This window comes from Microlunatus sagamiharensis, from assembly GCF_900105785.1.
In the GTDB taxonomy this organism is placed as follows: domain Bacteria; phylum Actinomycetota; class Actinomycetes; order Propionibacteriales; family Propionibacteriaceae; genus Microlunatus; species Microlunatus sagamiharensis.
In genome coordinates, this window is sequence record NZ_LT629799.1 from 1,840,021 (window position 1) to 1,866,409 (window position 26,389).

32 protein-coding genes and 1 tRNA gene are annotated in these 26,389 nt (G+C 74.6%); 14 read left to right on the forward strand and 19 right to left on the reverse strand.

The genetic code is table 11. The annotated features are described in order from the left end of the window. Positions 1–109 precede the first annotated feature (109 nt). Positions 110–595, forward strand: coding sequence for a MarR family winged helix-turn-helix transcriptional regulator (locus BLU42_RS08365; protein ID WP_157719886.1), 486 nt, complete (start codon positions 110–112; stop codon positions 593–595). Between the two features lie 25 nt (positions 596–620). On the opposite strand, the gene BLU42_RS08370 is transcribed toward BLU42_RS08365, so the two are convergent. Then, positions 621–1,913: a GAF domain-containing protein gene (locus BLU42_RS08370; RefSeq protein WP_157719887.1), complete on the reverse strand. Its 1,293-nt coding sequence runs from the start codon at positions 1,911–1,913 to the stop codon at positions 621–623. 92 nt (positions 1,914–2,005) lie between these two features. Between BLU42_RS08370 and BLU42_RS08375 the strand changes: the two genes are divergently transcribed. Both BLU42_RS08375 and BLU42_RS08380 read left to right on the forward strand, forming a co-directional pair. Then, on the forward strand, positions 2,006–2,842 hold the full coding sequence (locus tag BLU42_RS08375) for an SRPBCC domain-containing protein (RefSeq protein ID WP_091074052.1): 837 nt from the start codon (positions 2,006–2,008) through the stop codon (positions 2,840–2,842). Positions 2,843–2,871: 29 nt separating this feature from the next. After that, on the forward strand, positions 2,872–3,279 hold the full coding sequence (locus tag BLU42_RS08380) for an NUDIX hydrolase (protein ID WP_331715272.1): 408 nt from the start codon (positions 2,872–2,874) through the stop codon (positions 3,277–3,279). Positions 3,280–3,324: 45 nt separating this feature from the next. Here the strand turns inward: BLU42_RS08380 and BLU42_RS08385 are convergent, their stop codons facing one another. Further along, positions 3,325–3,777, reverse strand: a complete 453-nt coding sequence (locus BLU42_RS08385) for an Hsp20/alpha crystallin family protein (protein WP_091074054.1) — start codon at positions 3,775–3,777, stop codon at positions 3,325–3,327. Positions 3,778–3,922: 145 nt separating this feature from the next. On the opposite strand from BLU42_RS08385, the gene BLU42_RS08390 reads away from it, so the two are divergent. After that, on the forward strand, positions 3,923–4,252 hold the full coding sequence (locus BLU42_RS08390; RefSeq protein ID WP_091074055.1) for a MerR family transcriptional regulator: 330 nt from the start codon (positions 3,923–3,925) through the stop codon (positions 4,250–4,252). Here BLU42_RS08390 and BLU42_RS08395 read toward each other — a convergent pair. Further along, entirely contained in the window at positions 4,228–5,634 is a 1,407-nt protein-coding gene (locus BLU42_RS08395) for a DHA2 family efflux MFS transporter permease subunit (RefSeq protein ID WP_091074056.1), read from the reverse strand. The genes BLU42_RS08390 and BLU42_RS08395 overlap by 25 nt on opposite strands. A 72-nt stretch (positions 5,635–5,706) precedes the next feature. Between BLU42_RS08395 and BLU42_RS08400 the strand changes: the two genes are divergently transcribed. Continuing rightward, positions 5,707–6,306, forward strand: coding sequence for a TetR/AcrR family transcriptional regulator (locus BLU42_RS08400; protein WP_091074057.1), 600 nt, complete (start codon positions 5,707–5,709; stop codon positions 6,304–6,306). A 1-nt stretch (position 6,307) separates the two neighbouring features. Here BLU42_RS08400 and serA read toward each other — a convergent pair whose 3' ends face one another. The 3 genes from serA to BLU42_RS08415 are packed head-to-tail and all read right to left on the reverse strand — an operon-like array spanning position 6,308 to position 9,867. Continuing rightward, complete coding sequence (serA, locus tag BLU42_RS08405) at positions 6,308–7,507, reverse strand: phosphoglycerate dehydrogenase (RefSeq protein WP_091074058.1); 1,200 nt, start codon at positions 7,505–7,507, stop codon at positions 6,308–6,310. Positions 7,508–7,559: 52 nt separating this feature from the next. Beyond that, the gene (locus BLU42_RS08410; RefSeq protein ID WP_091074059.1) at positions 7,560–8,567 is read right to left on the reverse strand and encodes a P1 family peptidase; all 1,008 of its coding nucleotides are present in this window, start codon (positions 8,565–8,567) and stop codon (positions 7,560–7,562) included. Positions 8,568–8,595: 28 nt separating this feature from the next. Next, the gene (locus BLU42_RS08415) at positions 8,596–9,867 is read right to left on the reverse strand and encodes a SpoIID/LytB domain-containing protein (protein ID WP_091074060.1); all 1,272 of its coding nucleotides are present in this window, start codon (positions 9,865–9,867) and stop codon (positions 8,596–8,598) included. A gap of 219 nt (positions 9,868–10,086) precedes the next feature. Here BLU42_RS08415 and BLU42_RS08420 point away from each other — a divergent pair. Next, a tRNA-Met gene (locus BLU42_RS08420) sits at positions 10,087–10,160 on the forward strand. A gap of 76 nt (positions 10,161–10,236) precedes the next feature. On the opposite strand, the gene BLU42_RS08425 is transcribed toward BLU42_RS08420, so the two are convergent. Beyond that, positions 10,237–10,866: a TetR/AcrR family transcriptional regulator gene (locus BLU42_RS08425; protein ID WP_091074061.1), complete on the reverse strand. Its 630-nt coding sequence runs from the start codon at positions 10,864–10,866 to the stop codon at positions 10,237–10,239. Between the two features lie 92 nt (positions 10,867–10,958). Here BLU42_RS08425 and BLU42_RS08430 point away from each other — a divergent pair, with 92 nt between their 5' ends. After that, on the forward strand, positions 10,959–11,705 hold the full coding sequence (locus BLU42_RS08430; protein WP_091074062.1) for an SDR family NAD(P)-dependent oxidoreductase: 747 nt from the start codon (positions 10,959–10,961) through the stop codon (positions 11,703–11,705). A gap of 63 nt (positions 11,706–11,768) precedes the next feature. On the opposite strand, the gene BLU42_RS08435 is transcribed toward BLU42_RS08430, so the two are convergent. Both BLU42_RS08435 and BLU42_RS08440 read right to left on the reverse strand, forming a co-directional pair. Beyond that, complete coding sequence (locus BLU42_RS08435; protein WP_091074063.1) at positions 11,769–12,893, reverse strand: Gfo/Idh/MocA family protein; 1,125 nt, start codon at positions 12,891–12,893, stop codon at positions 11,769–11,771. After that, entirely contained in the window at positions 12,890–13,714 is an 825-nt protein-coding gene (locus tag BLU42_RS08440) for a sugar phosphate isomerase/epimerase family protein (protein ID WP_091074064.1), read from the reverse strand. The genes BLU42_RS08435 and BLU42_RS08440 overlap by 4 nt, the downstream gene beginning before the upstream one ends. Positions 13,715–13,817: 103 nt before the next feature. Between BLU42_RS08440 and BLU42_RS21595 the strand changes: the two genes are divergently transcribed. Then, on the forward strand, positions 13,818–14,468 hold the full coding sequence (locus BLU42_RS21595) for a TetR/AcrR family transcriptional regulator (protein WP_091074065.1): 651 nt from the start codon (positions 13,818–13,820) through the stop codon (positions 14,466–14,468). On the opposite strand, the gene BLU42_RS08450 is transcribed toward BLU42_RS21595, so the two are convergent. Together BLU42_RS08450 and BLU42_RS08455 are read right to left on the reverse strand one after the other, a co-directional pair. Beyond that, on the reverse strand, positions 14,465–14,698 hold the full coding sequence (locus BLU42_RS08450) for an ANTAR domain-containing protein (RefSeq protein WP_091074066.1): 234 nt from the start codon (positions 14,696–14,698) through the stop codon (positions 14,465–14,467). The genes BLU42_RS21595 and BLU42_RS08450 overlap by 4 nt on opposite strands. 1 nt (position 14,699) lies before the next feature. After that, complete coding sequence (locus tag BLU42_RS08455) at positions 14,700–15,188, reverse strand: MarR family winged helix-turn-helix transcriptional regulator (RefSeq protein WP_197680672.1); 489 nt, start codon at positions 15,186–15,188, stop codon at positions 14,700–14,702. Between the two features lie 170 nt (positions 15,189–15,358). Between BLU42_RS08455 and BLU42_RS08460 the strand changes: the two genes are divergently transcribed. Then, positions 15,359–15,784 (forward strand): BLUF domain-containing protein, encoded by a 426-nt coding sequence (locus tag BLU42_RS08460; RefSeq protein ID WP_091074067.1) that lies wholly within the window; start codon positions 15,359–15,361, stop codon positions 15,782–15,784. Positions 15,785–15,825: 41 nt separating this feature from the next. Here BLU42_RS08460 and aztD read toward each other — a convergent pair whose 3' ends face one another. From aztD to aztB, 5 genes are read right to left on the reverse strand one after another with little or no spacing between them, the layout of a single operon-like run. Then, positions 15,826–17,031 carry a zinc metallochaperone AztD gene (aztD, locus tag BLU42_RS08465; protein WP_091074068.1) on the reverse strand — a complete coding sequence of 402 codons (1,206 nt, stop codon included), beginning with the start codon at positions 17,029–17,031 and terminating at the stop codon, positions 15,826–15,828. 35 nt (positions 17,032–17,066) lie between these two features. Beyond that, the gene (gene aztC, locus BLU42_RS08470; protein WP_091074069.1) at positions 17,067–17,996 is read right to left on the reverse strand and encodes a zinc ABC transporter substrate-binding protein AztC; all 930 of its coding nucleotides are present in this window, start codon (positions 17,994–17,996) and stop codon (positions 17,067–17,069) included. Further along, a complete protein-coding gene (locus BLU42_RS21050) occupies positions 17,993–18,682 on the reverse strand; it encodes a hypothetical protein (RefSeq protein ID WP_197680673.1) in 690 nt (229 codons plus the stop codon). Before BLU42_RS21050 ends, aztC begins: the two co-directional genes overlap by 4 nt. Then, a complete protein-coding gene (locus BLU42_RS21055; RefSeq protein ID WP_197680674.1) occupies positions 18,649–19,251 on the reverse strand; it encodes a hypothetical protein in 603 nt (200 codons plus the stop codon). Before BLU42_RS21055 ends, BLU42_RS21050 begins: the two co-directional genes overlap by 34 nt. A gap of 42 nt (positions 19,252–19,293) precedes the next feature. Further along, positions 19,294–20,157 (reverse strand): zinc ABC transporter permease AztB, encoded by an 864-nt coding sequence (gene aztB, locus BLU42_RS08480; RefSeq protein WP_091074070.1) that lies wholly within the window; start codon positions 20,155–20,157, stop codon positions 19,294–19,296. Positions 20,158–20,219: 62 nt separating this feature from the next. On the opposite strand from aztB, the gene aztA reads away from it, so the two are divergent. After that, complete coding sequence (gene aztA / locus BLU42_RS08485) at positions 20,220–20,921, forward strand: zinc ABC transporter ATP-binding protein AztA (protein WP_197680675.1); 702 nt, start codon at positions 20,220–20,222, stop codon at positions 20,919–20,921. Positions 20,922–21,207: 286 nt separating this feature from the next. Here aztA and BLU42_RS08490 read toward each other — a convergent pair whose 3' ends face one another. Then, entirely contained in the window at positions 21,208–21,915 is a 708-nt protein-coding gene (locus BLU42_RS08490) for an ANTAR domain-containing protein (protein ID WP_157719888.1), read from the reverse strand. A 398-nt stretch (positions 21,916–22,313) separates the two neighbouring features. Here BLU42_RS08490 and BLU42_RS08495 point away from each other — a divergent pair, with 398 nt between their 5' ends. From BLU42_RS08495 to BLU42_RS08510, 4 genes are all read left to right on the forward strand, one after another. Beyond that, complete coding sequence (locus BLU42_RS08495; protein ID WP_091074072.1) at positions 22,314–22,706, forward strand: ANTAR domain-containing protein; 393 nt, start codon at positions 22,314–22,316, stop codon at positions 22,704–22,706. 46 nt (positions 22,707–22,752) lie between these two features. Next, a complete protein-coding gene (locus tag BLU42_RS08500) occupies positions 22,753–23,853 on the forward strand; it encodes a histidine kinase dimerization/phospho-acceptor domain-containing protein (RefSeq protein WP_091074073.1) in 1,101 nt (366 codons plus the stop codon). Beyond that, the gene (locus tag BLU42_RS08505; RefSeq protein WP_172825716.1) at positions 23,850–24,161 is read left to right on the forward strand and encodes a sensor histidine kinase; all 312 of its coding nucleotides are present in this window, start codon (positions 23,850–23,852) and stop codon (positions 24,159–24,161) included. Before BLU42_RS08500 ends, BLU42_RS08505 begins: the two co-directional genes overlap by 4 nt. A gap of 218 nt (positions 24,162–24,379) precedes the next feature. Continuing rightward, on the forward strand, positions 24,380–24,649 hold the full coding sequence (locus BLU42_RS08510; protein ID WP_157719889.1) for a hypothetical protein: 270 nt from the start codon (positions 24,380–24,382) through the stop codon (positions 24,647–24,649). Positions 24,650–24,673: 24 nt separating this feature from the next. Here BLU42_RS08510 and BLU42_RS08515 read toward each other — a convergent pair whose 3' ends face one another. Then, a complete protein-coding gene (locus BLU42_RS08515; protein WP_197680676.1) occupies positions 24,674–25,564 on the reverse strand; it encodes an NAD(P)H-hydrate dehydratase in 891 nt (296 codons plus the stop codon). Further along, positions 25,521–26,285, reverse strand: a complete 765-nt coding sequence (locus tag BLU42_RS08520; protein WP_197680677.1) for a histidine phosphatase family protein — start codon at positions 26,283–26,285, stop codon at positions 25,521–25,523. The genes BLU42_RS08515 and BLU42_RS08520 overlap by 44 nt, the downstream gene beginning before the upstream one ends. Positions 26,286–26,389 lie beyond the last annotated feature (104 nt).

Sequence of the window (26,389 nt, forward strand, 5' to 3'; positions counted from 1 at the left end):
GTCGACGCCGGTGTGTAACCGGCTACGCATAACGTACACCCGGTACGTAGCCGGCAACACGCAGGCGCAGGGCGGCCCTGGGGCGGGCTGGACGCGGGATGATGGGCGCGTGAGCAGCGACGGCCCGGGCACCGAGATCGGCGTCGTCGAGCGCGACTTCCCGGTGAGCTACGCGATCTTCGCGATGGCACGCGCCCACCGCGCGATCGCGGCCTCCCGACTGGCGGCGCTCGGGCTCTACCCCGGCCAGGAGCTGGTGCTCGTGCAGCTCGGCGAGGGCGACGGCGTGCCGCAGAAGTCGCTCGCCCGGGCGCTGCGGGTCAGCCACGTGACCATCGCCAAGATGATCACGCGCATGGAGCGCTCCGGGCTCGTCGAGCGGCGTGCCAGCCCGACCGACGGGCGGCTCTCGCTCGTCCACCTGCTCGACCCGGGCCGCGCGCTGCTGCAGGAGGTGCGGCGGACGTGGGCCGCGCTCGAGCAGGCCACGACCCGCGACCTCGACGCGGCGGCGCGCGCCGCCTTCCTCGCCGCGGCCGCGCGCGTGCGCCCGGCGCTGGACGACGCGGCGGGCGACGCCACCCAGCCCGGCTGAGGGGAGGCGTCTCGCCCCACCCGGCTCAGGCGAGGCGCAGCTCGAGCGCGTCGAGGTGCTGCTCGACGACGCGACGTCGCTCGGAGCCCGGCGGGAGCCGTCGCGCGGCCGCCTGCCAGACGGCGGCGTCGTCACGACCCGCGGGGCTCTCGCCGTAGGTGAGCAGGGCCTCCACGTCGTCGCCGGCCAGCAGCCGCTCGCGCAGCGCCACGCTGAGGTCGAGCCGCAGGTCGACCACCCCGGGGGCGTCGCTGCCGGGCAGCACCGGGCCTGCGTACGCCCGCACCGCCTCGTCGAGGCGCCGCTCCCGCAGCGCCCGGCGGACGTCGGCGAGGTCGCTGCTGACCTCGCCGCGCAGCGCGTACGGGCGGGACCCCAGCACGCCGGGCGGCAGCACGGCGCGGAGCCGTGAGACCTCGGCGCGCACCGTGACCTCGGACTGCTCGCGCTCCGACAGCGCGACGGCCAGCTCGGCGCCGCTGAGCCCGCCGGGGCGTTCGCTGAGCAGGAGCAGCATCTCGCTGTGCCGCAGGCCCAGCGTCGTGCGCCGGCCCTCGCGCTCGAGGACGGCGGTGGACCGGCCGAGGACCTCGAGGCGGAGACGCGCGGCCCCGCGCACCGGGCTCCGCGGCACGGCCGAGGCCTGGTCGCGCAGGCGGTCGATCCGCAGCTCCGCCTCCACGACCGCGACGGTCGCGCGGACCAGGGCCAGCGTCTGGGAACGGGCGGCCTCGGCGCTGCCGGTCACGTCCAGCGCACCGAGGAGCTCCCCGGTGTCCGGGTCCCGGACGGGCACGGCCGTGCAGCTCCAGGGGGTCACCAGCCGCATCAGGTGCTCGGGCCCGAGGATCTGCACCGCTCGTCCCGTGCGCAGGGCGGTGCCGGGCGCGTTGGTGCCCGCCACCGTCTCGCTCCAGTCGGCGCCCGCGACGAAGCCCATCGCCTCGGCGCGCGCCCGGAGCCCGTGGTCCCCCTCCACCCACAGGAGCTGCCCGTCGGCGTCGCTGAGCGCCACCACGAGTCCCGCGTCCGCCGCCGCCTCGACGAGCAGGCGACGCACGACCGGCATCGTGCGGGTCAGGGGCGAGCGGCTCCGCAGCAGGGTCAGGGCGTCGCCCTCGAAGCGGACCGGGACCGAGGGGTTCTCGGGGTCGAGCCCGCCGGTGAGGCTCCGGCGCCAGGACTCGGCGACGAGGCGGCGCACGCCCGCGGCGATCCGGCCGGTCGCCAGGAAGTCGTCGTGCAGGTCGGCGAGGGCGCGGGCCAGCGAGGCGGCGTCCGCCCCGGGCGGCACAGCCGGGGCGTCGGCGCCCCTCACGACGACCCGCTCGTCATGGTCGAACGATAGTGCCGTCCGTCACCCCGAGGGGCCTGCCCGGGAAGCCCGCCGGCGGACGCGATGATGTCGCCATGGACCTGATGCACCACCTGCGCGTGCCGGCGCCCCTCGGCGAGGTCTGGGCGGTGCTGGTGGACCCGTACCGGCTGGCCGAGGTGCTGCCCGGCACCGTCGTCGACTCCGTCGCCGGCGACTCCTTCACCGGCACGACCAAGGTCAAGCTGGCCTCCCGCCTGCTGGCCCTCGCGGGTTCGGGGCGCTTCACGAGCCTGGACGAGCGCGCCCACCGCCTCGTCGTCACGACCTCCGGCGCCGACCGGCGCGGGGACGCCGCGGTCGAGGCGACTCACGTGGTCACGTTGGCCCCGGCGGCGGCCAGCGCCGCGCAGACCGACGTCACCGTCGCCTCCTCGATGAGCTGGACCGGCCGTCCGGGCCGGCTCGGCGAGGGCGTGGTGGCCGACGCCCTCGACCACGTGGTGGAGCAGACCCGGGCACGGATCGCGGCGCGGGTCGCCGAGGGTGAGGGCTGGGGCCCGGCGGTGGGGACCGCGCGGCGGGCGTCCGGCGCGGAGGCCGTCACGGACCACCCGGTCGAGCTCGGGGAGGACCTGGGCGAGGTGGAGGAGCCCGCCGACAGCGGCCTCGACCCGGGGCCGACGGCTGCCGCGGGAGCGCGGCCCGGCCCGTCACCCTCCCCCGGTCCGTCGCCCTCCCCCGCCCCGTCGCCGCGCCCACCCCGCGCCGAGGAGTACGTCTACCGGCCCTACGAGAACGCCGCCGAACCGCACCTTGACGCAGCCCGCACGTTCTCCCGCGTCGTCCTGCGCCGGGTGACGCCGTACGCGGGGCTGGCCGCGCTCGGGGTGCTCGGGGTCGTGCGCGTCGTGCGCCGGGTGCGACGCTGAGGCCCGCCTGGACGGTCACCGCGACCGTCCTGCTGCACCGCGACGGCCGCTGGCTGCTGACGGTCCGGGGAGCCGACGTCGACGACGCCGCGGGCCAGCTGGGGCTGGTGGGCGGCCACGTCGAGCACCCGGAGGCCGGGTCCGGCGTCCTGGAGGCGACCGCGCGGCGCGAGGCGTCGGAGGAGGTCGGGCTCGACCTCGGCGGGGTCGCGCTGACCTACCTGGAGTCGGAGTTCTTCACCACCGACGCGGGCGCCGGGCAGGTGAGCGTCGCCTTCGTGGCGGCCGCGCCGGCGGATGCGGAGCCGCGGGCCGCCGACCCGGCGGAGGTGGCGGCGGTCGGCTGGTGGACACCGGACGAGGCGGCCTCCGACCGCCGGTGCCCGCCGTGGCTGCCCGGCCTCCTCGGACGTGCCGCCGCCCGGGCCGGCCTCTGAGAGGTCGACCCGGGCGGCGGCTCGGACGTGCGGCGGACCCGCGCGTCAGGCGCTGATCGGCTGGGCCTCGGCGCTGCCGGTGATCGTGCGGTCGTCGCCGCCGGCGACGTCGATGCTGATCTTGCGCGGCTTGGCCCGCTCGGCGACCGGGATCGTCAGGCGCAGCACGCCGTCGCCGTACGCGGCGCTGATGTGCTCGAGGTCGAGGTTGTCCCCGAGGATCAGCTGGCGGCTGAAGACGCCGCGCGGCCGCTCGGCGGCGAGCAGCTCGTTGGCGCCCTCGCGGAAGGGCCGGTCGGCGCGGACGGTGAGGACGTTGCGCTCGACGTCGAGGTCGATCGAGTCGGCCTCCACGCCCGGCAGGTCGAACTCGACGTGGAACGTGTCGCCCTCGCGCCACGCGTCCATCGGCATCAGGGTGGGTCGGGCCGCCGTGCCGAGCAGCTGCTGGCTGAGCCGGTCCAGCTCACGGAACGGGTCGGTACGCATCAGGACCATGAGAAACACCTCCTGGAATCGGGACACCGGGTGGTCCTGTGGCGTCGCTCCTAGAGGTAACCTCTAGCGATCACCACAGATCTCATGATACTCATGGGACAGCCCGGCGCAACCCCTCCGGGCACGACGACCGCGAGGAGGACCGGTGCCCGAGGACCCCGCGCCGACGGACGGCAGCGACCCCAGCCGCGGGGTGTACGGCATCTCGGTCGTCTCCGACCTGCTCGGCACCGGCGTGCAGAACCTCCGCGCGTACGAGCGGGCCGGCCTGCTCACCCCCGACCGGACGGCCGGCGGCACCCGCCTCTACAGCCCCGACGACGTGGCCCGGCTGCGGCGGGTCCAGCGCCTGCTGGCCGAGGGCCTGAACCTCGTCGGCGTCGGCCGGGTCCTCGACCTCGAGGACAACCTGGCCGACGCCCACGAGCAGCTGGACCGGGCGCGGGACCCTCAGGCGCCGACCTCCTCCAGCTGAGCGCGCCCCGGCTCCGGCGCGGCCGGACGCGGCCGGCCCGGCAGCAGGAGGCTCAGGGCCAGCGAGACCGCGGTGAACCCGACGGCCCAGGCGAAGGAGTGGTGGAACGCCTCGACCGGGGCCGCGCCGCCCAGGGCGTGCTGGAGCACGACGGCGAGCACGGCCACGCCGACCGCCCCGCCGACCTGCATGGCGATGCGGGTGACGATGCTGGCGTGGGGCACCTCCTCCCGGGCGAGGCCCACGAACCCGACGGCCATCAGCGGGATCGTGACCGCTCCCAGGCCGACCCCCCGGACGAGGAGCACGGGCACCAGCCACCCGGCCGGCGTGCCGGGACCGGTCCAGACGAAGGGCAGCGTGGCCAGACCCAGGACCGCGAAGCCCGCCAGGGCGACCGGCCGTGGCCCGAAGCGGTCGTTGAGCCGGCCGGCCAGGGTGCGGCTGGCCAGGGCCCCGACCCCCTGCGGCACGAGCAGGAGCCCGGCACCGAGCGCGTCGAGGCCGCGCAGCTCCTGGAAGGACAGCGGCAGCAGCAGCATCGCGCCGTAGAGGGAGGCACCGGTGAGGAACAGCAGGCTCGCCGACGCGGCGAGCGGGCGGTGGCGCAGCACGTGGACGTCCACCAGCGCGGCACCCCGGCGCCGCGTCGCCCAGGCGACGAACGCCGCCAGCAGGGCGCCCCCGGCGGCCAGCGGGGCCCAGACCGCCGTGCGCGCGAAGCCGCCCGGCTCCGCCGCACCGCTGAGGCCGAGCAGGACGCCCACGACCCCCGGCGACAGCAGCAGCAGCCCCACGACGTCCAGGGTCGGGCGGGAGGTCCGGCCGTCGGCGGGCAGCAGCATCGCGGCCAGGACGAGGCCGGCGACCACGAACGGGACGTTGATCCAGAAGAGCCAGCGCCAGCCCGCCGCCCCGAGCACGAGCCCGCCGACGACCGGCCCGAGGACCGGACCGAGCGCCGTCGGGAGCGACACGACGCCCATCAGGCGGCCGAGGTCACGCCCGCCGGCCTCCTGCATGAGCAGGGTCGTCAGCAGCGGCAGCATCACCCCGGTGCCGAGGCCCTGGACGACGCGGAAGGCGATCAGGCTGGGCGCGTCCCAGGCGAGGCTGCAGAGCACCGAGCCGAGGCCGAAGACGACGAGGGCCGCCATCCAGAGCCGTCGGCCGCCGACGCGGTGCTGCAGCCACCCCGCGACGGGCACGACGACCCCGACGGCCAGCAGGTAGGCGGTGCTGACCCACTGGATCGTCGCGACCGGGGCGTCGAGGTCGCGCGCCAGCCCGTGGAGTGCCACGCTCACGATCGTGGAGTCGAAGAGGGGTGCCATCGCGCCGACGACGAGGGCGGTCGCGAGGCGGCGGAGCGTACGGTCCATGAAGCCGATCCTTAGATACGGAGTAGTTTCTTGAACCGTAATCCTGCCAAACAAGATACGCAAGAGGATCTTGTGGACGCCGCGCCCGCAGCTCCAGCGCGACGCCGTCGCGGGGAGGAGCTCGAGGGCGCGCTGCTCGACGCGGCCTGGCAGGAGCTGCAGGCGACGGGCTACGGCGGGCTGACCTTCGAGGGCGTCGCGACCCGCGCGCGGACGAGCAAGCCGGTGCTCTACCGGCGCTGGCCGACCAAGGCCGACCTGGTCGTCGCCGCCATGAAGCAGGCCGGGCTCTTCGAGCGCCGCGAGCTGCCCGACACCGGATCGCTCCGTGAGGACGTGCTCGTGAGCCTGCGGAACTTCAACGACTCACGCGCCGACTTCATCACCGCCATCGGGCTCTACCTGGCCAGCATCGCCTCCGAGACCGGCCTCTCGCCGGCGGACCTGCGCGAACGCCTCCTCGGCGACCGCCGCGCGGGCGGCACCGTCCTCCTCGAGCGGGCGGTCCGGCGCGGGGAGGTGCCCGACCGGGCCTACCCGCCCGGCCTGGTGAGCCTGCCCTTCGACCTCTTCCGCCACGACCTGACCATGACCCTGGCCCGGGTCCCGGAGGAGCGCATCGTCGAGATCGTCGACGACCTCTGGCTCCCCCTCCTCGCCCGCGAGGGCTGACTCAGGAGGCGAGGATGCGCAGCCGTACGGTCTCGGGCAGCGCGCGCAGCCGCGTCGCCAGCTCGTCGGCGACGGGCCCGGCGATGTCGGTGATCACGTAGCCGAGCTCGCCGCGGGTCGAGAGCGTCTGGCCCTCGATGTTGACCCCGGCGTCGCCGAAGACCGTGTTGACCCGGGCGAGGACGCCGGGGACGTTGCGGTGCACGTGCAGGACCCGGCTGCGGCCCGGATCGACCTGGGCCACGACCTGGGGCAGGTTGACCGACATGGTGGTCGCGCCCGCGGTCGCGTACTCGCCGAGCTTGATCGCCACGAACCGGCCGATGTCGGACTGCGCCTCCTCGGTGGAGCCGCCGACGTGCGGGGTCAGGATGACGTTCGGGATGCCCTGCAGGCCCGACACGAACGGGTCGCCGGCGGCCTTCGGCTCGCTGGCGAAGACGTCGAGCGCGGCGCCGGCGATGTGGCCCGAGAGGAGCTGCTCGCGCAGGGCGTCGTGGTCGACGACGATGCCGCGGCACAGGTTCAGGAAGAGGCTGCGCGGACGCATCCTGGCGAACTGCTCCGCGCCGAACAGCCCGGCGTTGCCCGGGCGCCCGTCGACGTGCAGCGTGACCGTCTCGGCGACCTCGAGCAGCTCGTCGAGGGTCTCGCAGCGCTGCGCGTTGCCCAGCGCGAGCTTGTCGGCGACGTCGTAGAAGTAGACCTTCATGCCGAGCGCCTCGGCGACGACCGAGAGCTGGCTGCCGATGTTGCCGTAGCCGACGATGCCCAGCGTCCGGCCCCGGACCTCGTGCGCGCCCTTGGCCGACTTGTCCCAGACGCCGGCGTGCATCGCCGCGTTCTTGTCGGTGAGGTGGCGCGCCAGCGAGATGATCTCGGCGACGACGAGCTCGACGACGCTGCGGGTGTTCGAGAACGGGGCGTTGAAGACCGCCACGCCGCGCTCGGCCGCGCTCGCCAGGTCGACCTGGTTGGTCCCGATGCAGAAGGCGCCGACGGCCAGCAGGTCGGGGGCCGCCTCGAGCACGGCGCGGGGGACGTTGGTCTTGGAGCGGATGCCGAGGAGCTGGACGCCGGGCAGGCGCTCGGCGAGCTCGGCCTCGTCCAGGGCCCCGCGCACCGTCTCGACCTCGATGCCGCGCTCGGTCAGCAGGCGCACGCCCTCGGGATGGATGTTCTCCAGCAGCAGGGCTCTCACGACTGGTCATTCTAGGAAGGCTCCGGCCGGGCCCCGCCCGACGTCTCGCGCGCTACGCCCCCGGTCGGCGCACGGCGGAGGGCGCCAGGTCGGCGTAGCTGCGCCACGGACCGCGGGCCTCCGCCTGCAGGACCGCGTCCAGGCAGGCGGCCGTGAAGGCGTCGGCGGCCGCCGACAGCAGGCCGTTCAGGGCCGGGACCACGTCCGTCCACCGCTCCCCCACGCCCTCGGCGAGCGGCCGCCGGCCGGAGGCGAGGCAGAAGATCGTGTCGCCGTCCGTCATCGAGTGCACCGGGGCCACCGCCCGCGCCAGCCCGTCGTGCGCGACGGCGGCGACCTTGCGGGCCTGGGCCTTGGTCAGCGTGGCGTCGGTCAGCACGGCCCCGATGGTCGTGTTGAGCGACGGCGGAGCGGTGCGCCGGGCCTCCAGCAGCGCCTCCCGCTCACCGGCCGTCGGGGTGCCGAGCCCGCGAGCCCGGTCCGCCCACAGCCGCCCGCCCGGGTCGAGCAGCGAACCGGCGGCGTTCAGCACCACGACTGCCGCGACCCGTACGCCGGTCGCCGAGCCGGGCACCTCGAGCTCGGCCCAGCCCAGGCCGCCCTTGAGCCCGCCGGACACCGCACCGGTGCCGCCGCCGACGCAGCCGCGGGCCGGGTCGTCGGCGCTCGCCGCCGCCAGCGCGTCCCGCCCGAAGCCGGCGTCGGGCCGGTGGCCGAACGCGCCCCCGCGCCCGAGGTCGAAGACCACCGCACCGGGCACGATCGGCACCACGTGGGCGGGGTCGGGCCCCACGGGCAGCCCGACCCCCTGCGCCTCGAGCCCGGCCATCACCCCGTCGGCCGCCGCGAGCCCGTACGCGCTGCCGCCGGTGAGGACGACGGCGTGCACCTGCTCCACGAGGGCCGAGGGGTCGAGCAGGTCGGTCTCACGGGTGCCGGGCCCGCCGCCGCGGACGTCGACTCCGCCGACCGCCCCGTCGCGGGCGAGCACGACCGTCGTCCCGGTCAGCCAGCCGTCGCCGTCCGCGGTGCGGTGGCCGACCTCGAAGCCGTCGATCATGCGGTGCGCACGCTGCCGGAGCCCATGATCAGGAGGTCACCGTGTAGAGCGCGGACCGCATGCCGAACTTGCTCTGGAAGGCCGAGCCGGTCACCTTGACGGTCTTCTTGCTGCCGACGACCGAGATCGACTGGACGTAGCCGCCCCAGGGCCCGGTCCCGTTGCGCTTGGTGATCGTCAGCGCCTTCACGGTCCCGGCGGAGGGGTAGGCCCGCGCCACGGCAGCCGCGGTGACGGTGCGGCTCCACGCCTGCGAGCGCACCACGCCGTCGTACGGGTCCTTCTTCTCCACCAGGTAGGGCAGGCCGCCGCTCGACATCGCGCCGCCGTTGGAGGAGGAGAACTGCGTGAGCGCGACCTCGCCCTTGTAGGTGACGATGACGCCGGCCGTCGCCTTGGCCGCGGCGTCGCCGCCCTTGGTCTCGCGCACGGTCCGCGTGCCGCTCGACGACGTGCTGGCGAGGCCGCGGTAGACCTGGCAGGCGGTCGTGTCGCAGATGTCGTAGCCGCTGTAGCTGGTGAAGTCGCGGATCCGGATCGCGTACGAGCGGGCGGCGACGGCCTGCGTGCGCACCGCCTCCGTGGCCCAGGAGGTCGGCATCTCCGACGGCACGACGCCGCGGACGTAGTCCTCGAGCTTGACCGTGTTGACCGTGCGGCCCCCGGTGCCGCGCTTGACGAAGGACGCGGTCCCCCGGTACTCGCGGGTCGAGCCGTCGGGCATGCGCACCTTGACCAGGTTCGCGTCGGTCGAGAAGCGCCAGGTGCTGGAGTCGAGCGGGGTCTTGTAGGTCGTGTAGACGCCCGAGGCGCTGCGCCACTCCAGCCGGAAGCCCGAGCCCGAGCGCTTGATCCGCCACGAGCGGTACTTGTCGGCGGTCGGCAGCTCGAGGCTGTGGTCGTTGCCGTCGGAGACCGTGAGCCCGGCCGCGGGCAGCACCCGCAGGCTGTTGTCGTCGTCGGCGGTCACCCAGACCTTGATCGTCGTCTTCGAGCTCATCGTCTTCAGCGTGGTGCCCGGGTAGTAGAAGGCGAGGATCTCCTTCCACGACAGCCCCTTCTTGGCCGCCCCGTACGCGCCGTACTGCGACATCCCGTGCCCGTGGCCGAAGCCGGCGCCCTTGATCACGAACTTGCCGCCGGAGGGCTTCACGCTGGCGTCGGCCTGGGCGCTCGGCGCGGTCAGCGCACCGGCCAGCAGCACGGAGCTCGCGGCCAGCAGCGAGGCCGCCGTCCGCGCGAGGCGGAGGGTCCGGGGCCGGGCTGGTCGGAGGGGTCGGGTGGACAGGGGTCGCGTCATGGGGGCCGTCCTGGGGGGAGGGGACTGTGGCCGGGCCAAGGTTTCACGATGTCAAGCACGACACGCCACAGTTGCGGAAGAAAATTCAGAGGTTGGTGGGGTTCACGGGGCAGAAGACCTCGATCCGCCGTCGAGAGTCGGGCTGGATGTGCTCTCGCGCACATCGGCCCCTCTCGATTTGGCTCGCTTGGAGAACTCGCGTAACTTGGTGTTCACCGACGCGGGGTGGAGCAGCTCGGTAGCTCGCTGGGCTCATAACCCAGAGGTCACAGGTTCAAATCCTGTCCCCGCTACGAGTAGGACATCAGGGCCAGGATCTCTCCGGAGATCCTGGCCCTGAGTGCTTTTGAGGGTGCCGACCCCGGTCCGTCAGGACCAGTCACCCTCCTCCGCGCCCAGGTGCTCCTGCCCCAGCTCGGTGATCGGCAGGGCCCCCAGGCTCGTGAGCCCGATCTCGAGCAGCCTCGTGCGCGGCACGCCCGTCCCGCCGAGGACGGCCATCCCCTCGATCACCGCGCAGTAGAACGCGCCGAACGAGTCGGCGTCCGCGGTCCGCTCGACCTCGCCCGCCTCCTGGGCCTCGACGATGCACGCCGCGTAGTGGGTCCGCATGGACTCGAAGGCCGCTGCGGCGGTGGAGGCGACCTCGGCGTCCTGGCCCGACAGCTCGACGGCGGCCTTCATGAACAGCGACGGCGGCGCCTGTCCCCCGCCGTGCAGGACGGCCATCTTGACCAGCTGCGTACGGATGCGGCCGATCGGGCTGTCGGAGCCGTGCCGGATCGACTCCACCGCCTCGACCGCCTCGGCGGTGCCGCTGAGGAAGGCGCGCATGAAGAGCTCCTTCTTGCCGCCGAAGGCGTTGTAGAGGCTCTGGCGGGCCAGGCCCGTCGCCTCCAGCAGGGTGTCGAGCGAGGTGCCCGCGAACCCCGTCTCGGCGAACGCCGCACGGGCACGGGCGACGACGTCGGCCTCGTCGAAGGAGCGGGGTCTGGGCATCGGCGGCCTCCCGGTGGAGATTATTGACTGATCGGTCTACTAGAGGTGTAGTTTGAGACCAAGCAGTCAACAACCTACAGGGAGGCATCGAGATGACCCAGGCACTGGCCGGGAAGACCGCGCTCGTTACGGGCGGGACGTCGGGGATCGGACTGGCGGTCGTCCGGCGTTTCGTCCAGGAGGGGGCGCACGTCGTCGTCACGGGACGTCGGCAGGCCGCGCTCGACGCGGTGGCGGCCGAGCTCGGCGACAGCGTGACGCCGGTGCAGGCCGACGCGTCGGACCCCGCGGACGTCGCGCGGCTCTACGAGACCGTCGCCGCCCGCGGGAAGGGCCTGGACGCCGTGCACGCGAACGCCGGGCTCGGTGAGTTCGGCGCGTTGAGCGAGGTCACCGCGGCCCACATCGACGCCACCTTCGCGACGAACGTCCGCGGCACCACGCTCACCATCCAGGGGGCCGTGCCGTTCCTGAACCGGGATGCGGCGGTCGTCGTGACCGGATCGACCTCGGCGTCCAAGACCGAGAAGGACTTCGGCGTCTACGCGGGGACCAAGGCGGCGGTCGCGGCGATGACGCGGAGCTGGGCCTTGGAGCTCGCGCCCCGCGGGGTCCGGATCAACACCGTCGTGCCCGGCCCGACCGAGACGCCCGGGCTGAAGGGCCTCGCCCAGGGCGACCCGACCGCGCTGCTGGAGCAGATGGCGGCCAGCGTGCCGCTCGGCCGTCTGCTCCGCCCCGAGGAGGTCGCCGCCACCGTGCTCTTCCTCGTCTCCTCCGAGAGCTCGGGCATGACCGGCAGCGAGGTGTTCGTCGACGGCGGCAGCACGATCGCCTGACCGTGGCCGCCGGACCGCGCCTGGTCCACGGGCTAGGTGCGCCCGTGGACCAGGACCTGGGTCCTACAGCGTCGAGGCGAACGGGTCGAAGTCGTCGGGCAGCAGCGGGACCGGCCCGACGGTGCTCCGGACCTTGACGAACTGCTCGGTGGCGGCCGACTCCTGGGCCGACAGCATGATGTCGACCGCGTGGTTGCCGAGCTCGCCGGAGGCCACGTGCGGGCGGCCGGCCGCGATCGAGCGGACCATGTCGAGGACGCCGAGGCCGCGGCCGACGACCGCGCCCTTCTCCTCGACCTCGATCCACGGCTGCTCGACCGACATGCCGTCGCGCAGCACGCCGAGCGGCTTCACGTACGCGGTCCGTCCCGTGAACTGGTTGGGGTCGGGCAGGACGATCGAGCCGTCGGTGCCGTGGATCTCCAGGATCCCGTGCCGCTCGAGGGCGGAGTCGAAGCTCAGCAGGCTCTGCGCCTGCGTGCCGCCCTCGAAGGCGGTGAGGACCTGGATGGTCGAGGGGACCTCGACCGGGAAGGTCGTGCCGGCGTCGGGCCCGGTGTGGATCTGGCGCTCCTCGCGCGCCTTCATGCCGACCGCGGCGACGCGGTCGACCGGGCCGAGCAGGCTCACGAGGGCGGAGAAGTAGTACGGGCCCATGTCGAGCAGCGGCCCCGCGCCCTGGGCGAAGAGGAACCCCGGGTTCGGGTGCCACAGGTCCGGACCCTGGGTCTGGAACGCGGTCTGGGCGAACAGCGGCTCGCCGATCACGCCGGCGCCGATCGCCCGCTTGGCGCTCTGGAAACCCGGCCCGAGCAGGGTGTCGGGCGCTGAGCCGATGCGGACGCCGGCGGCCTCCGCCTGCTCGAGCAGGGCGGCGGCCGCGGCCCGGTCGAGGCCCAGCGGCTTCTCCGACCAGACGTGCTTGCCCGCCTTGATCGCGGCCGAGGTGACCTCGATGTGCGCGTCCGGGGTGGTCAGGTTGACGACCAGCTCGACGCCGGGGTGCGCGAGGACGTCCTCGCCGCTCCCGTGGGCCGGCACGCCGTGCTTCTCCGCCTGCGAGCGGGCGCGGTCGGCGATGAGGTCGCCGACCGCGAGCACCTCGACGTCGGGGAAGGAGGCGAGGTTCTCCAGGTAGGTGTCGCTGATGACACCCACGCCGATGATGCCGACGCCGACCGGGCTCATCGGGCGTACCCGCCCTCGACGAGGAAGGCGTACGAGGCCGCGACGTCGTCGAAGACGTCACCGGGCGCGTGGTCGTACTCGATCACCGCGTACTGCAGGGCGGTCGCAGCCTGCAGCGACTCGACGAGCGGGACCTGCCCCTCGCCGGCCCGGCGCTGGTCCAGGCTGTCGGAGCTGAACTTCGGTGCGCCGGGGACGAAGGGGTTGCTCGCCGGGGCCACGCCGTCCTTGACGTGCTGCGCGACGAGGCGGTCGCCGAGCCGGGTGACGAGCGCCGGGACGTCCTGGCCGCCGGTCAGCGCCCAGAAGAGGTCGAGCTCGATGACGACGCGGTCCTCGGTCAGCTCGATGAACCGCTCGTACGCGGTCTGGCCGTCGAAGGAGGCGACGAATTCCTGCGCGTGGTTGTGGTACCCCACGGTGAGCCCGTAGCCGGCGGCGACCTCGGCGGCGGCGTTGAGCCGGTCGGCGATGTCCTTGACGCCGTCCTCGGTCTGCCAGCGGTCGGGGGCGACGAAGGGGTCGATCACCGTCGTCATGCCGATCTTCGCGGCCGCCTCGAAGACGACCTCGGGCTTGGGCGTGGGGATCGAGCCGTCGGGGGTCCACAGCTCGTCGGACAGCAGCGGGGCGTGCCCGGTCGGCGAGGCCAGCCCGGCGGCGTCCAGCGCCGTCCGGATCTCGTCGGGGCGCCGGACGAAGTCGAACGCCTCCACGTTCTTCAGCCCGATCGCCGCGAGGCGCTCGAGCGAGGAGCTCATGTCGGCCGAGAACTCCTCGGCGAGCGAGTAGAGCTGCACGGAGGCAACAGGCAGGGCCACGACGTCTCTCTTCCTTGATGGTGTCGACGGGCTGTTCTCCCCCGGACTGTAGCAAAACATCCACCTGGAGGTATTGGGGGCGGAGGTGGCCTAGCATCGGCTCGTGGCCGACCGCGACGCACCACCCTCCCGGCCGCGCGGCGCGTACGCGAAGGGCCGCGCCCGGCGCCAGGAGATCCTCGACGCGGCCATCGAGGTCTTCGCCCGCCGCGGGGCCGGCCAGACCAGCCTGCGGGCCATCGCCGAGCAGGTCGGGGTCACCCACGCCGCGCTGATCCACCACTTCGGCAGCCTGGAGCGGCTGCTGGTCGACGTCTACGAGGAGTACACGCGCCGCCTCGGGCGCGAGGGCCACCGCGCCACCGACGTCTCCCCCGTCGAGATGATGCGGCGCTCGGCCGAGCGGAACCGCGAGGTGCCCGGGATGGTCCAGCTCTACACGACGCTCGTCGCCTCCGCGCTCGAGGAGGGCCACCCCGCGGCGACCGACTTCGCGACGCAGCGCTTCGCCGCGGTCCGGGCCGGCCTGGTCGAGACGATCAGGACCCGGCAGGCGGACGGGCGCCTGCGCGCCGACCTCGACGCCGAGCAGGTGGCCGCGCTCGTCGTCGCCGCCTCCGACGGGCTGCAGACCCAGTGGCTGCTCGACCCGGACGTCGACCAGGTCGGCGCGCTCGCGCTGCTCGACCGGCTGCTCCGGCCCGAGCCGGTCGCCGACGGCACGGCTCCCCGCCGGACCTCGCCCGGCTCCTAGGAGCCGGGGAGCTGGAGGCGGTAGGCCATCGTGGCCACGCTCACCCCCTGCTCGTCGGCGAGTTCGGCGAGCATCGTCCATGCCTCGTCGGCGTCCAGGCCGTGGCGCCACATGAGGACGCCCGTGGCGATCTCCACCGTCCGGCGCCTTTCGAGCTCGGACAGCGCGTCGCGCAGGAGGACGTCGTCCTCATGCCGGGTGCCCGGCTCGTCCGGGGTCGAGGGAGTCACGTCAGGAGCTGCGCGCCTGCAGGTGGTCGGCCATCACACCCAGCCACGTCGCCACGATCTCCAGGTCGGACGCGGGCACGAGGTTCAAGGTGTCGAGCAGGGGCTCCTGGCTGCGGACCGCCAGCGCCTCGCCGTACTCGGTGAGCGACACCAGCAGACGTCGACGGTCGTTCGCGTGCCGCGTGCGTGCCGCCACGCCACGGCGCTCCAGGCGGTCGACCAGCGCCGTCGCCGCGCTGCTGGTGAGCCCGAGGTCGCGTGCCAGGTCGGACTGGCCCCGGGACCCGTGCACGAACAGGTAGCCGATCGCCTGGCTCTCCGTCGTCCCCAGCCCGGTGGAGCTCGCCAGGGCGGTCCGGTAGCGCTCCCCCGCCATGATCAGCGCCCGCAGCTTGCGGGCGGCCTCCGCCACCGTCTCGGCGGTGCCGTCGACCGGGAAGACGCCGGCGGCGTCCGTCACGTCGGACCCGTGCTCGAGCGATGCAGGCACGCTTCTCCCCACCGCGGGCCCGGAGGCTTCCGCTTCGTCACCGGAGCGGCTGCTGCCGCCGGCTCTCAGCAAAATAGCAGGCTTTCCTTTGCTCAAGGTCCCGGAGTCCAACCAGCGTTGAGAAGTCGCCCAGATCATCCCGGTCGGCTGTCGCGCTCTAACCTGAGGGTGTGCCGTACCAGCTCGCCTACATGAGCACCTCGACGCCGTGGTCTCGGCCCGAGCTGCTCGAGCTGCTGCGCGTGGCCCGGGCCAAGAACCGGTCGATGGACGTCACGGGCGTCCTGCTGCACCGCCAGGGGCGCTTCGTCCAGCTGCTCGAGGGCGGGGACGAGGAGGTCCGAGCGCTCTACGCGACGATCCGCGCCGACCACCGGCACCGCGACGTCACGCTCATCTGGGACGACCACGGCGACACCCGCTGGTTCGCGGACTGGTGGATGGCCGTCCGCGACCTCGAGGAGGACCCCGTGACCGAGCCCTCCCTCACCGACGTCCTGCGCGGGCCCACCGACGCCTCCCGGTTCAGCCACGAGGTCGTCCTGCAGCTGTGGACCCTCCTGCGCGACGGGCTCCCCGAGCGGCCGGCGCCCTAGGCCCTACCGCTCGAGCCCTTCCGGCAGAGCCACCGCCGCGGTCAGGCCGCGGGGCCCGACGCCACCGCGACCTCGTTCGGCACGACGTCGAGCGTGCCGGTCGCCGTCCTCTCGCCCGTGGTCAGGTCGAGGGCGTGGACCGAGCGGGTGGCGGGCTCGGTGACGTACGCGGTGCTGCCGCTCACCACGATCGCCGGGTGCGGGTCCTGCCACTCGGCCGGGCCCTCCCACGGCGCGACCACGGGCATCGAGCGCCGGACGGTGCCGTCGCGCGGGTCGAGCTCGTGGACGGCGCCGTCGGTGCCCAGGACGTAGGCCAGGTCGCCGGGACCGCGGGCGACGCCGCGGAACGTGTACTCCACGCCCTCGGGCAGGTCGACGACCTCGAGCGTCCTGCGGTCGGTGTCGATCAGCGTGATCTGGTCGAGGAGGTAGCCCTCGGCGTCCGGGTCGTCCTTGTGGTCGCCGACGACGACCGGGCTGGTCTCGCTGACGTAGGCGTTGCCCATCCGGGCGTAGTCACCGGGCGCGTCGAGCTTGGTGATCTCCCCGTCGCGGTAGAGCAGCGCCCCGTCCTCGCAGCCCAGGACGACGGCCTCGCCCCTCGCCGTGCCCTCGCCGTGCACGCCCGGGCACCGGTCGCTGGTCGCGACCGTGCGGCCCGACGGGTCCTGCACGGTGATCCCCGTGCGCCCGTCGGCGTCGCCGACCGTCGTCAGGAAGGTCCCGTCCTCGAGCACGACCGACACGCCGTGATGGGCCTGCGTGCCCTCGATCGTCCGGCTCTGCGGCAGGGCGTCCGACGCGGCGAGCGCGGCGGGGTCGAAGACGGTGGTGTCACTGGTGCCGTCGGCGTAGAGCACGGTCCGGCCCGCGTGCCGGACGACGTGGCCAGGGGTGTCGGCGGCGAAGACGCGGTCGGTCAGGGCCCCCGTCGTGGTCGTTCCGGCCCCGGTGTCGAGCACCTGGAAGCCGCGGCTGGTCGTGACGAGCACGTGGCGATCGTCGCCGGCCGGGTTGAGCCGGGTGAACTCCTCCGATGCGAAGTCGGAGACGCTCCGGAGGCTCGCCCCGTCGAGGACGCGCACACCGCCGCCGTAGGAGACGGCCAGGCGCGCACCCGGCTCGGCGGAGGCGCCCGGGGGCGCGGAGCCCGACGTGCCGGTCGACGAGCAGCCGGCGAGGACGACGACGGTGCCCAGGGCCAGGGCCGGCAGACCGGTGCGGCGCGCGGAGGACGTGTTCATGATGTGTCTCTCTTCTCTCGGGGTGACGACGCGGCTCAGGACGAGAGCCCGTCGGCGATGCGCTCCGTGTTGGCGCGCATCATGTCCAGGTAGGTGGGCGCTCCCCCGTCCGCGGCGGTGAGCGACTCGGTGTAGAGCTCGACCACGCGCACCTGCACACCGGCCTCGCGGGCGAGCGCCCGGGCGAGCCGGTCCGGCGACGACGACTCCGCGAACACGACGGGCACGCCCGCCTCGCGGACGGCGGTGACGAGGTCGGCGAGGTCGGAGGAGGACGGCGCGGCGAGCGTCGTGCCGCTCGGCACCACCGCGCCGACGACGCGGAAGTCGAAGCGCTGAGCGAGGTAGCCGAAGACGTGGTGGTTCGTCACCAGCGCGCGCCGATCGGCGGGGATCGCGGCGAAGGCCGCCACCATCTCGGCGTCGAGCGCCTCGAGCCGGCCCCGGTACGCCGCCGTGCGGGCCGCGAGCTGCTCGGGGTCCACGCCGTCGAGGCCGGCCAGCACGGGCTGCAGGGCGTCGACGACGTCGAGCATCCGCGCGGGGTCGGTCCACAGGTGCGGGTCGGGGGTGCCGGCGGCGTCGCCGGTGGCGTGGTCGAGCACCTCGACGACGTCGCCGGCCACGAAGGTGCGGACGCCGTCCGCCGCCGCCGCGTCGAGGTGGCGCTGCAGCCCCTCCTCGAGCCCGAGCCCGTTCGACACGACGAGGTCGGACGAGCGCAGCCGCGCCGCCTCCTGCGCGGAGACCTGGAAGGAGTGCGGGTCCGCGTCGGGCTTCATGAGCGTCATGACCTCGGCCTGGTCGCCGACGAGCTCGCCGACGACGTCGCCGAGGACGTTGGTGGAGACGACGACCCGCGGCCGGTCGTCGGTCGTCGCGGTGCAGCCGGCCAGGGCGAGCGCCGCGGCGACCAGGAGGCCGGCCAGCGCGCGGCCCCGGCCGCCGGGCCTGCGGGCGGTCACCGGCCCGTCCCGGCGACGAAGAACGGGTCGCCGAGCTGGTCGAAGGTCCGGGCGACGCGCGCGTCGTCGGCGACGTCGATCTCGTGGACGCGTCCCTCGACGGGGGCGCCGAGGTACGCCCGCTGGGCGTCGACGACGAGGACCGGGGTGGCACCGGCAGCCAGGGACCGCCCGGCGAGGACGTCCGTGCGGGCCAGCACGGCTCCGTCCGCACCCGCCGAACCGTCGAGGACGAGCAACCGGCCACGGGCGCTCAGGGCGAGCACGTGCTCGTCGCGGTCGTCGACGGCGCTGACCGCGACCAGGGGCTCGGGCGACGGGAGGAGCCGCCACGACCGCTCACGGGTGTCGAGCAGCCAGACCCCGTCGGTCCCGCCCGCACCGGCGAGCCCGGCGACCGTCGGGCGTCCCTCCCGGCCGGCGAAGGACGTGGCCGGCGCCGCGGTCGTGCCGTCGGGGTACGGGATGCGCTCGACCCGGAGCCGGTCGTCCTCGACGCGGGCGAGCAGCGCGCCGTCACGGCAGCCCACGACGGCGCCCACGCGGGTCGCGATCGTCCCCGAGGCGGCGACGCACGGCTCCTCCGTCCCGGTCGGGCTCCCGTCGGCGGCACGGCCGACGACCGACGAGGCCACGCCGTCCCGCGCCTGCGTCACCAGCGCGTACGAGCCGACGGGTACGACCATCCCGGCGTGCGGCGTGGTCCGCAGGCGGAAGCGTTCGCCGACCTCACCCCGCGACAGCGCCTCGGTGTCGAGCAGCACGGCCTCGCCGGAGCCGGCGAAGAAGACCCCCGTCCCCCGCTGGTCGAGAGGTTCGTCGTCGCCACCGCAGCGTCTCCCCCGCCCGCGACGACACCCAGCAGCCGTGGCGAGGCGCGGTAGTGGTGGACGTGGTCGACGTGGTCCCAGGTCCAGCGGCCGCTGTCGACGACCTCGACGCCCGCCGGCGTCCGGCCGAAGACGTAGCGCCCGTCGGTGCTGACCGCGCTCGGGCGCCCGACCGTGCCGAGCTCGGTGACCGTCTCGTCGAGCAGGTCGAGGTGGCGCACCGCGCCCGACGCGTCGACCGCCGTCAGGCCGAGCTGCGGCTCGGCGACCTCCTCGGCACCGGGGACGGCGCCGTGGGCGTCGCCGGCCGCCGCGGGCGGCGCCTCGACGGGAGCAGCCGAGGGTCGACCGGCGCAGGCGGTCGTGCCGCACAGGAGCGCGAGTGAGGCGGACGCCGCGAGGGCGGGGACGAGACGGGGGTGCACGAGATCCTTCGGGGTCGGTGAGGAGCGGGCCGGTGGAGGGGTTCAGGCGGGCAGGGACCGCAAAGAGGGCCGGGCGGTCAGGGCCGTCGTGGCACCGCGGGCGGCCCAGGACAGCCCGGCGATCGCGATCGCGGCCGCGGCGACCGACGCCCCGGCCGCGGTCGCGGCGTACCAGGAGACGACCAGCCCGACGAGGACCGCGACGACCCCGAGGACCGCGGCGAGCACCATCCGGGTGGGGATGCGCGCGGTCCAGTGCCCGGCGGCGACCGCTGGGGCGAGCAGCAGGCCGACGACGAGGAGCGAGCCGACCGCCTGGTACGACGCGACGACGGCCAGGGTGACGAGCCCGACGAGCACGGCCTGGGCGAGCCGCGGGCGCAGACCGAGCACGGCGGCCACCCGCGGGTCCAGCGCCAGCGCGACCAGCGGGCGGTGCGCGAGGGCCACCGCGACGACGCCCACGACGGAGGCGACGCCCAGCAGCACCAGGTCGAGCGGGGTGATCGCGAGGATGTCGCCGAAGAGGATGGCCGTCGCGTCGGTGGCGAAGCTGGACGAGTGCGAGATGACGATGACGCCCAGGGCGAGCATCGCGACGAACAGCAGGCCGATGCTCGTGTCGTACGACAGCCGTCCGCGCCGCTGCAGCGCCGCGACACCGAGGCTCATCGCCACCGCGCTGAGCGCCCCGCCGACCAGCACCGGCAACCCGAGGACGGTGGCGAGCGCCACGCCCGGGAGCATCCCGTGAGCCAGCGCCTCCCCGAGGAAGGCCATGCCGCGCACGACCACCCAGGTGCCGATGACGCCGCAGAGGACCGCCACCAGGCTGCCGCCGAGCAGGGCGCGCCGGAGGAGGTCGAGGGAGAAGGGCTCCAGCAGCCCGGCGGTCAGCACGTCCATGGGACGAGACCGTAGGCGATAACGACAATGACTTTCAACTTCATGAGCGTTACCGTGCAGCCGTGGACATCACCTCGTCACCGTCCGGCCGAGCCGTGGTCCTGCGCGGCGTCCGGGTCGACTTCGGCGCCCACCACGCCCTGCGTGGCGTCGACCTGGAGCTCTCGGCAGGTCGGGTCACCGCGGTCGCCGGACCCAACGGGGCCGGCAAGACGACCCTCCTCGAGGTCGTCGCGGGCACACGCCGACCGTCGGCGGGCACGCGGTCGGCGCCGCGCACCGTGGCCTTCGTGCCGCAGCGCGCCGCGGTCCCCGACCGGCTCCCGGTCACCGTGCGCGACGTGGTGACGGTCGGGACCTGGCGCCGTCCGGAGGTGCGCCGTCGCCAGGGCACCGGACGACGCGCCGCGGTCGACGAGGCGCTCGAGCGCCTCGACCTGACCGGCGTGGCCGACCGGCCGTTCGCCGTGCTGTCCGGCGGTCAGCGCCAGCGCGCCCTGCTCGCCCAGGGCCTCGTCGGGCGAGCGGACCTGCTCCTCCTCGACGAGCCGACCACGGGCCTCGACGCCGCCAGCAGCGCCCGCATCCGGGCCCTGGTCGCCAACGAGGCCCGACGTGGGGCGGCCGTGCTGTGCGTCTCGCACGACCCCGCGCTGCTCGAGACCGCGGACCGGGTCGTCCACCTCGAGGACGGGCGGGTCGTCACGGGAGCACGAGTTCCGACGCAGAGCGGAAGAAGGACAGCCCACTCCAATCCGACGTGACGCACGTCTCGTATAGACAGTGACCGCTCTTCACCCCGAGGAGGACCGTGACCCCGACCGTCCAGCACCCCGCCGTCCGGGGACGCGGCTGTGCCGCACAGACCTTGCCCGGGTTCGCCCCGAGACCCTCGTCCGACTGGTCGTGACCGGCGAGCAGCACCGGAGGGGCGAACCCCCCACCCGCCGGCAGCTGCCGGGCGCGGGCCCTCCCACGGGCAGGTGGGAGGGCCCGCTCCGCGTCCGGGCCGTGGGCACCGGACGTCTCGGACGCGCGTGGTCGCTCGGTTCAGGCGCGCTGGACGATGCGGTCGGGCACGAGCCGCCCGGCCATCAGCTCGGCGGCGACCTCGTCGAGCAGCAGGTCGTGGGCGAAGGCGTACGCGCGCAGCATCGCCATGGCGTCGTCCTCCCCGACCTGGGCCGCCTCGCAGAGCATGCCGACCGCCACCCAGACCTGACGGCGGCGAGCGCTGCCGTCGCCCGGCCACCAGGTCTCGCTCGTCCGCCGGGCGATGCAGACGCCGAGGATCTTGGCCACCAGGTCCATCAGCGAGTCCTGCAGCGGGACCAACGGTCCCGCGGGGCGCCACGTGGGGTCGGCGCTGTAGAGGTCGAGGACGGCGAAGACGTGCCCGGACGCCTCGCGCAGCGCGAAGGACGTCACGGAGCGGACGTCGGTCCGCTGGGTCAGCGCGTGGTGGAACAGCGGCCACAGCTCCGCCAGCTCGGCCTCGACGACGCCGACCGGCGCCGAGGAGGTGGCGGCGAGCAGGGAGGGCGTGCTGCCCACCGTCGCCTGCACCTGCTCCGCCAGCCGCGCACGGTCGTCGGTGGCCCCGATCGGGAGCCGCACGACGGGCTGCACCAGCGTCACCGCCGCCGCGTCGGCGTCCAGGACCGTCGCGGCGCTCTGCGCGAGGTCGGCGGGAGTCGGGTCCTGGCCCGCGCGACGCCGTCCTCGCAGCGCGCCGAGGAACTGCCCGTACAGGTCCATCAGCACTCCCTCCAGGTCGACCTACAGCGGTCGCGCGATCGGCGACACCAGCATTTGATAGGGCACGAACGAACTTCGCCATCACCCGTACGGGGGACACGACCCCACGGTGGTGTTACTTTTTATCCCGCTTCGAAGTTATTCTCAGATCTGTTAATACACTAGATGGCACACACGGCGGTCGCGGGGGCGACCGACCCTGCGACACCAGGAGTCTCGATGCCCCCGCTGGCCCCAGCCCCCGCCGCCGCTGACCGGCGTTGACGACCGTGGCCCGACCGACGCTCCCGCCGCCGCATCCCCGGAGAGCCGTGGAGCCCGTGCACCCGGACGACACCCGGACGCGCCGAACCGTGGACCTGCCGCCCCTCGGCCCGTCCGGGCCCGATGATCTATGAGTGGCCACCACCCCGCTGAGGGCGCTCCGCGTCCCCGAGCCCTTGTGGCGGGCGGCCCAGGCCCGTGCCGCGGCGTGCGGGGAGACGGTGAGCGAGGTGGTCCGTCGCGGTCTCGCGGAGTACGTCGCCCTGGGCGAGCTCGAGGAGCTCGGGCACGGGTCGGACCGGCCCGCATCGGCCCGTTCCTCGTCCGGCGCCCCGAGGACCGAGCCGGACGCCGAGGCCGTGGTGCTGCTGGCGCAGGGCATGATCATGTACCGCCTCGGGCACGACGCCGAGACGGCCGCTGCGCACCTCCGCAGCCTGGCCGTGACGTGGGAGGTCGACCTCGAGGAGGCCGCCCGCTCGGTCGTCGCGGCCCCGGTGTCGCCCGGTCTGCTCGACCAGGCCTAGCCGGCGCCGGCCCCGCTCGCCTCCCGGTCCCCGCCGGCGGGTCGCGGTGAGGGCGCTCCTCGAACGCCTCGCCCGACGGCCGCTGCACCGGCGGGTCACGCTGCTCGTCGTCGCGCTGGTGAGCGTCTCCATCCTCGTCTCCAACCTCGCGGGCTACGTCGCCCTCCGGGTGACCCTGCAACGCGCCTCGCAGTCGGTCGCGACGGCGATGGCCGACGACCTCGCCGCGCCCGCCGCGAGCTCGATCACCGCAACGGGCTCCCTGGGCCCGGACCTGCGCCAGGCCGGCGGGACGCTCGTGGAGGCGACGTGCACCGACGGCCGTGTGCTGCGGGTCCCGGGCTCGCCGGGACGGCTGGTCCTCGACCCCGCCGACCTCCGGGCCGCCGCGAGCGATGCGGAGCCCGTCCTGCGCACCGGCGTCGACGAGGAGGGGCACCGCTACACCGTCGCCGCCGTGCCCGCCGGCACGACCGGCTGCGCCCTGGTGGTCGGGCGCCCGCTCACCACGCTCGACTCCATCCTCGACGCGCAGCAGCTGGTCGTGCTGAACGTGGTCCTCGCGGGCCTGCTGGCGGCCGGGGTGGCGAGCACGTTCGTCGCCCGCTCGGGCCTGCACCCCGTCCACCAGCTCAGCGACGCTGTGCAGCACGTGACGCGGACCCGTGACTTCCAGCCCGTCTCGATCAGCTACGCCCAGGGGGACCTCGCGAACCTGACGGCCTCCTTCAACGACCTGCTGCGCACCCTCGCCGAGACCCGGGAGCGTCAGACCCGGCTGGTCGCCGACGCGGGGCACGAGCTGCGCACCCCGCTCACCAGCCTGACCACGAACGTCGACCTGCTGCGGACGGACCTGCACCGCGACGTCCTCACCCAGGCCCAGCGCGGCCGGGTCCTCGACGACGTCGGGGAGCAGCTCGCCGAGCTCAGCTCGATGGTCCGCGACCTGGTGCAGCTCTCCCGCGACGACACCGCGACCGCCTTCCGCCCCTCGACCTGCGCGACCCGGTGCGCGCCGCCGCGGAGCGGGTCCGGCGCCGCGCGGGCGGCCGTGTCCTGGACCTGCAGCTGGAGGAGTTCCACGTCGTCGGCGACGCGGGCGGGCTCGAGCGCGCCGTCACGAACCTGCTGGACAACGCGGTGAAGTGGAGCCCCCCGGACAGCACGATCCGCGTGCGCCTGACGGGCAACCGCCTGGTCGTCGCCGACTCCGGGCCGGGGATCGCCGAGGCGGACCTGCCGTACGTCTTCGACCGGTTCTTCCGCGGCGCCTCGGGGCGTTACACGCAGGGCACCGGCCTCGGGCTGTCGATCGTGGCGAAGACGGTCGAGGACCACGGCGGCACCGTACGGGCCGGTCGGTCGGCCGACGGCGGCGCCGAGTTCACGGTCCGGCTGCCGGGGGTCACCCATGTCGAGGCGCTGCCCAGCATCCTCGTCCCGGCCTCCTGATACGCGGTCGCAAGACGTGCGGGCGCCACGGTGGGCGGCCCGACGCGCTTCGCTGCTGAACACGCCCGACCTGGGCGGACGTCACGGCGACGTCCGTCCTGACCCAGGTGTACCCGTGGCCCCCCGGCCGAACCGCCTCGCCCGCACCCGCCCCGCCCCCCGTCACCCACGCAGGGCGCCGTGCCGCCGTTTTCGCTCGCGTGTTCGATAATGGCCAGGTGCCGAGCAGCTGGGAGCAACCGGGCCGCCGGGTGCACGCACCCGTGACGCCCCGGGTCCGGCACGTCTGGGTGCAGCACCCCGGCGGTCACGGGCCCGACGGCCCCGGCCTGGTGATCGCCTGGCGGATCGAGCGCCAGCAGTCGGGGCTCGCCACCGGCTGGTCGGCCCAGGTGGCGGTCGTCTGGGCGCTCGACCGCCTCAGCATCGAGTGGGTGCCGGCGGAGAAGCTCCGCCCGGTCGACGAGCCCCCGGGCCCGCGGGGCTGAGCGGTCCGGCTCCCCTGCGCGCCGCTAGGCGCCGAGCTCGACCAGGACCCGGGGCAGCTCGGCCAGCAGCTCGTTCGCCAGGAAGCCGAGCCGGCCCACCGACGCCGCGAGCCGGTCGCCGGCGGCCGCGTGCACGTGGCTGGCCCAGCAGACCGCCTGCGCCGGCTCGGTGCCGCGGGCCAGGAGACCGGCGACCGCCCCGGCCAGCACGTCGCCGCTGCCCGACGTGGCGAGCCCGACCTGGCCGGCGCCGGTGCGCCAGCAGCGACCGTCCGGGTCGGCGACGAGGGTCTGGCAGGAGACGACAGCGCCGTAGGTGCGGGCGATCTCGCGCACGTCCGCCTCCAGGTCGTCGAGGTCGCGCCCGAGGAGGCGGCCGCCCTCGGAGGAGTTCGGGGTGAGGACGAGCCGCCCGGCCAGCGGCTCGACGACCTCCCTCATCCCGGGCAGCACGCCGAGTGCGTACGCGTCGAGGACGAGCCACGCGTCGTCGGAGAGCAGCGGGACCGCGGCGCGCACCAGGTCGGCGGTGAGCTCGGGGTCGTCGAGCCCGGGACCCAGCACGACCACGTCGGCCGAGCCGAGCTGGTCCTCCAGCAGCGCAGCGCCCTCGCCGGTCACCGAGCCTTGCGGGTTCTGCGGCAGGCCGTAGACGCCGGCCTCGGGCGTCGCCACGGCCATGGGCACGGCGGCCTGCTCGGCGACCGCGAGGGTCAGGTGGCCGGCCCCGACCCGCAGGGCCGCGAGACCGGCGAGCTGCGCGGCGCCGGGCGTACGGGCGGCTCCGCCGACGACCAGGACCTGGCCCCGGGAGTACTTGGAGTCGCCGACGTCGGGCAGGGCCCAGCCGCGCAGCAGGCTCGGGGTCAGGTCACGCGTGGGGGTGGTCGTCGGGCCGGTCGGAGGGGTGGACACTGCTCTCGCTTCCGTGGCGGGTGACGGGGACGTCGGAGGCCTCGAGGTGGCCCACGTCGTTGAACCGGGCGAGCGACCAGGTCAGGTCGGGCTCGCGGACGAGCTGGGTGATCGAGACGTTCAGCACCGGCGTCGACGCCCCGATGTCGAGCACCTCCGCCTCGGTGAGCGCCTCGCAGACGTAGCGGAACGACAGCACCAGGGCGTCGTGGCAGACGAGGAGGGCGCGGGTCCCCTCGGGCACGGCGTCGAGGTCGCGGACGAAGTTGCGGACGCGCAGCACCACGTCCGCCCAGGACTCGCCGCCCGGGGGCCGGTGGTAGAACTTGCCGAGCCAGCGGCGCCGCGCCGCCTCGAGCGGGAAGCGCGCCTGCACCCCGCGGGTGGTCAGCAGGTCGAGCACCCCCAGCTCGCGGTCGCGCAGCCGCTCGTCGAGCGCGACCCGGCGGTCCTCGCCCGCCGCGGACAGCGCGATCTCGGCGGTCTGGCGGGCCCGGACGTAGGTCGACGACCACACCAGGGTGGGCCGGCCGTCGGCCAGCAGGTCCGTGATCCCGCGCCCGAGCGCCCGGGCCTGGTCGCGCCCGAGGTCGGAGAGCGGGACGTCGGCGTCGCGCTCGCCCACCTCGATGACCTCGGCGTCGGCCTCGTGGGCCGCCGCGGCGGCGACGTTCCCCATGCTCTCGCCGTGTCGGACGAGCACGAGCTCAGCGGCGGTCACGGTCGGCTCCTTGGCGGTAGGTGGTGGGCGGTCCCCACCTCCTACCCGACTGGCCCGGGTTGATGCGCACGGATCACGCCGGGCAGCAGGAAGCCCCCGCAGCG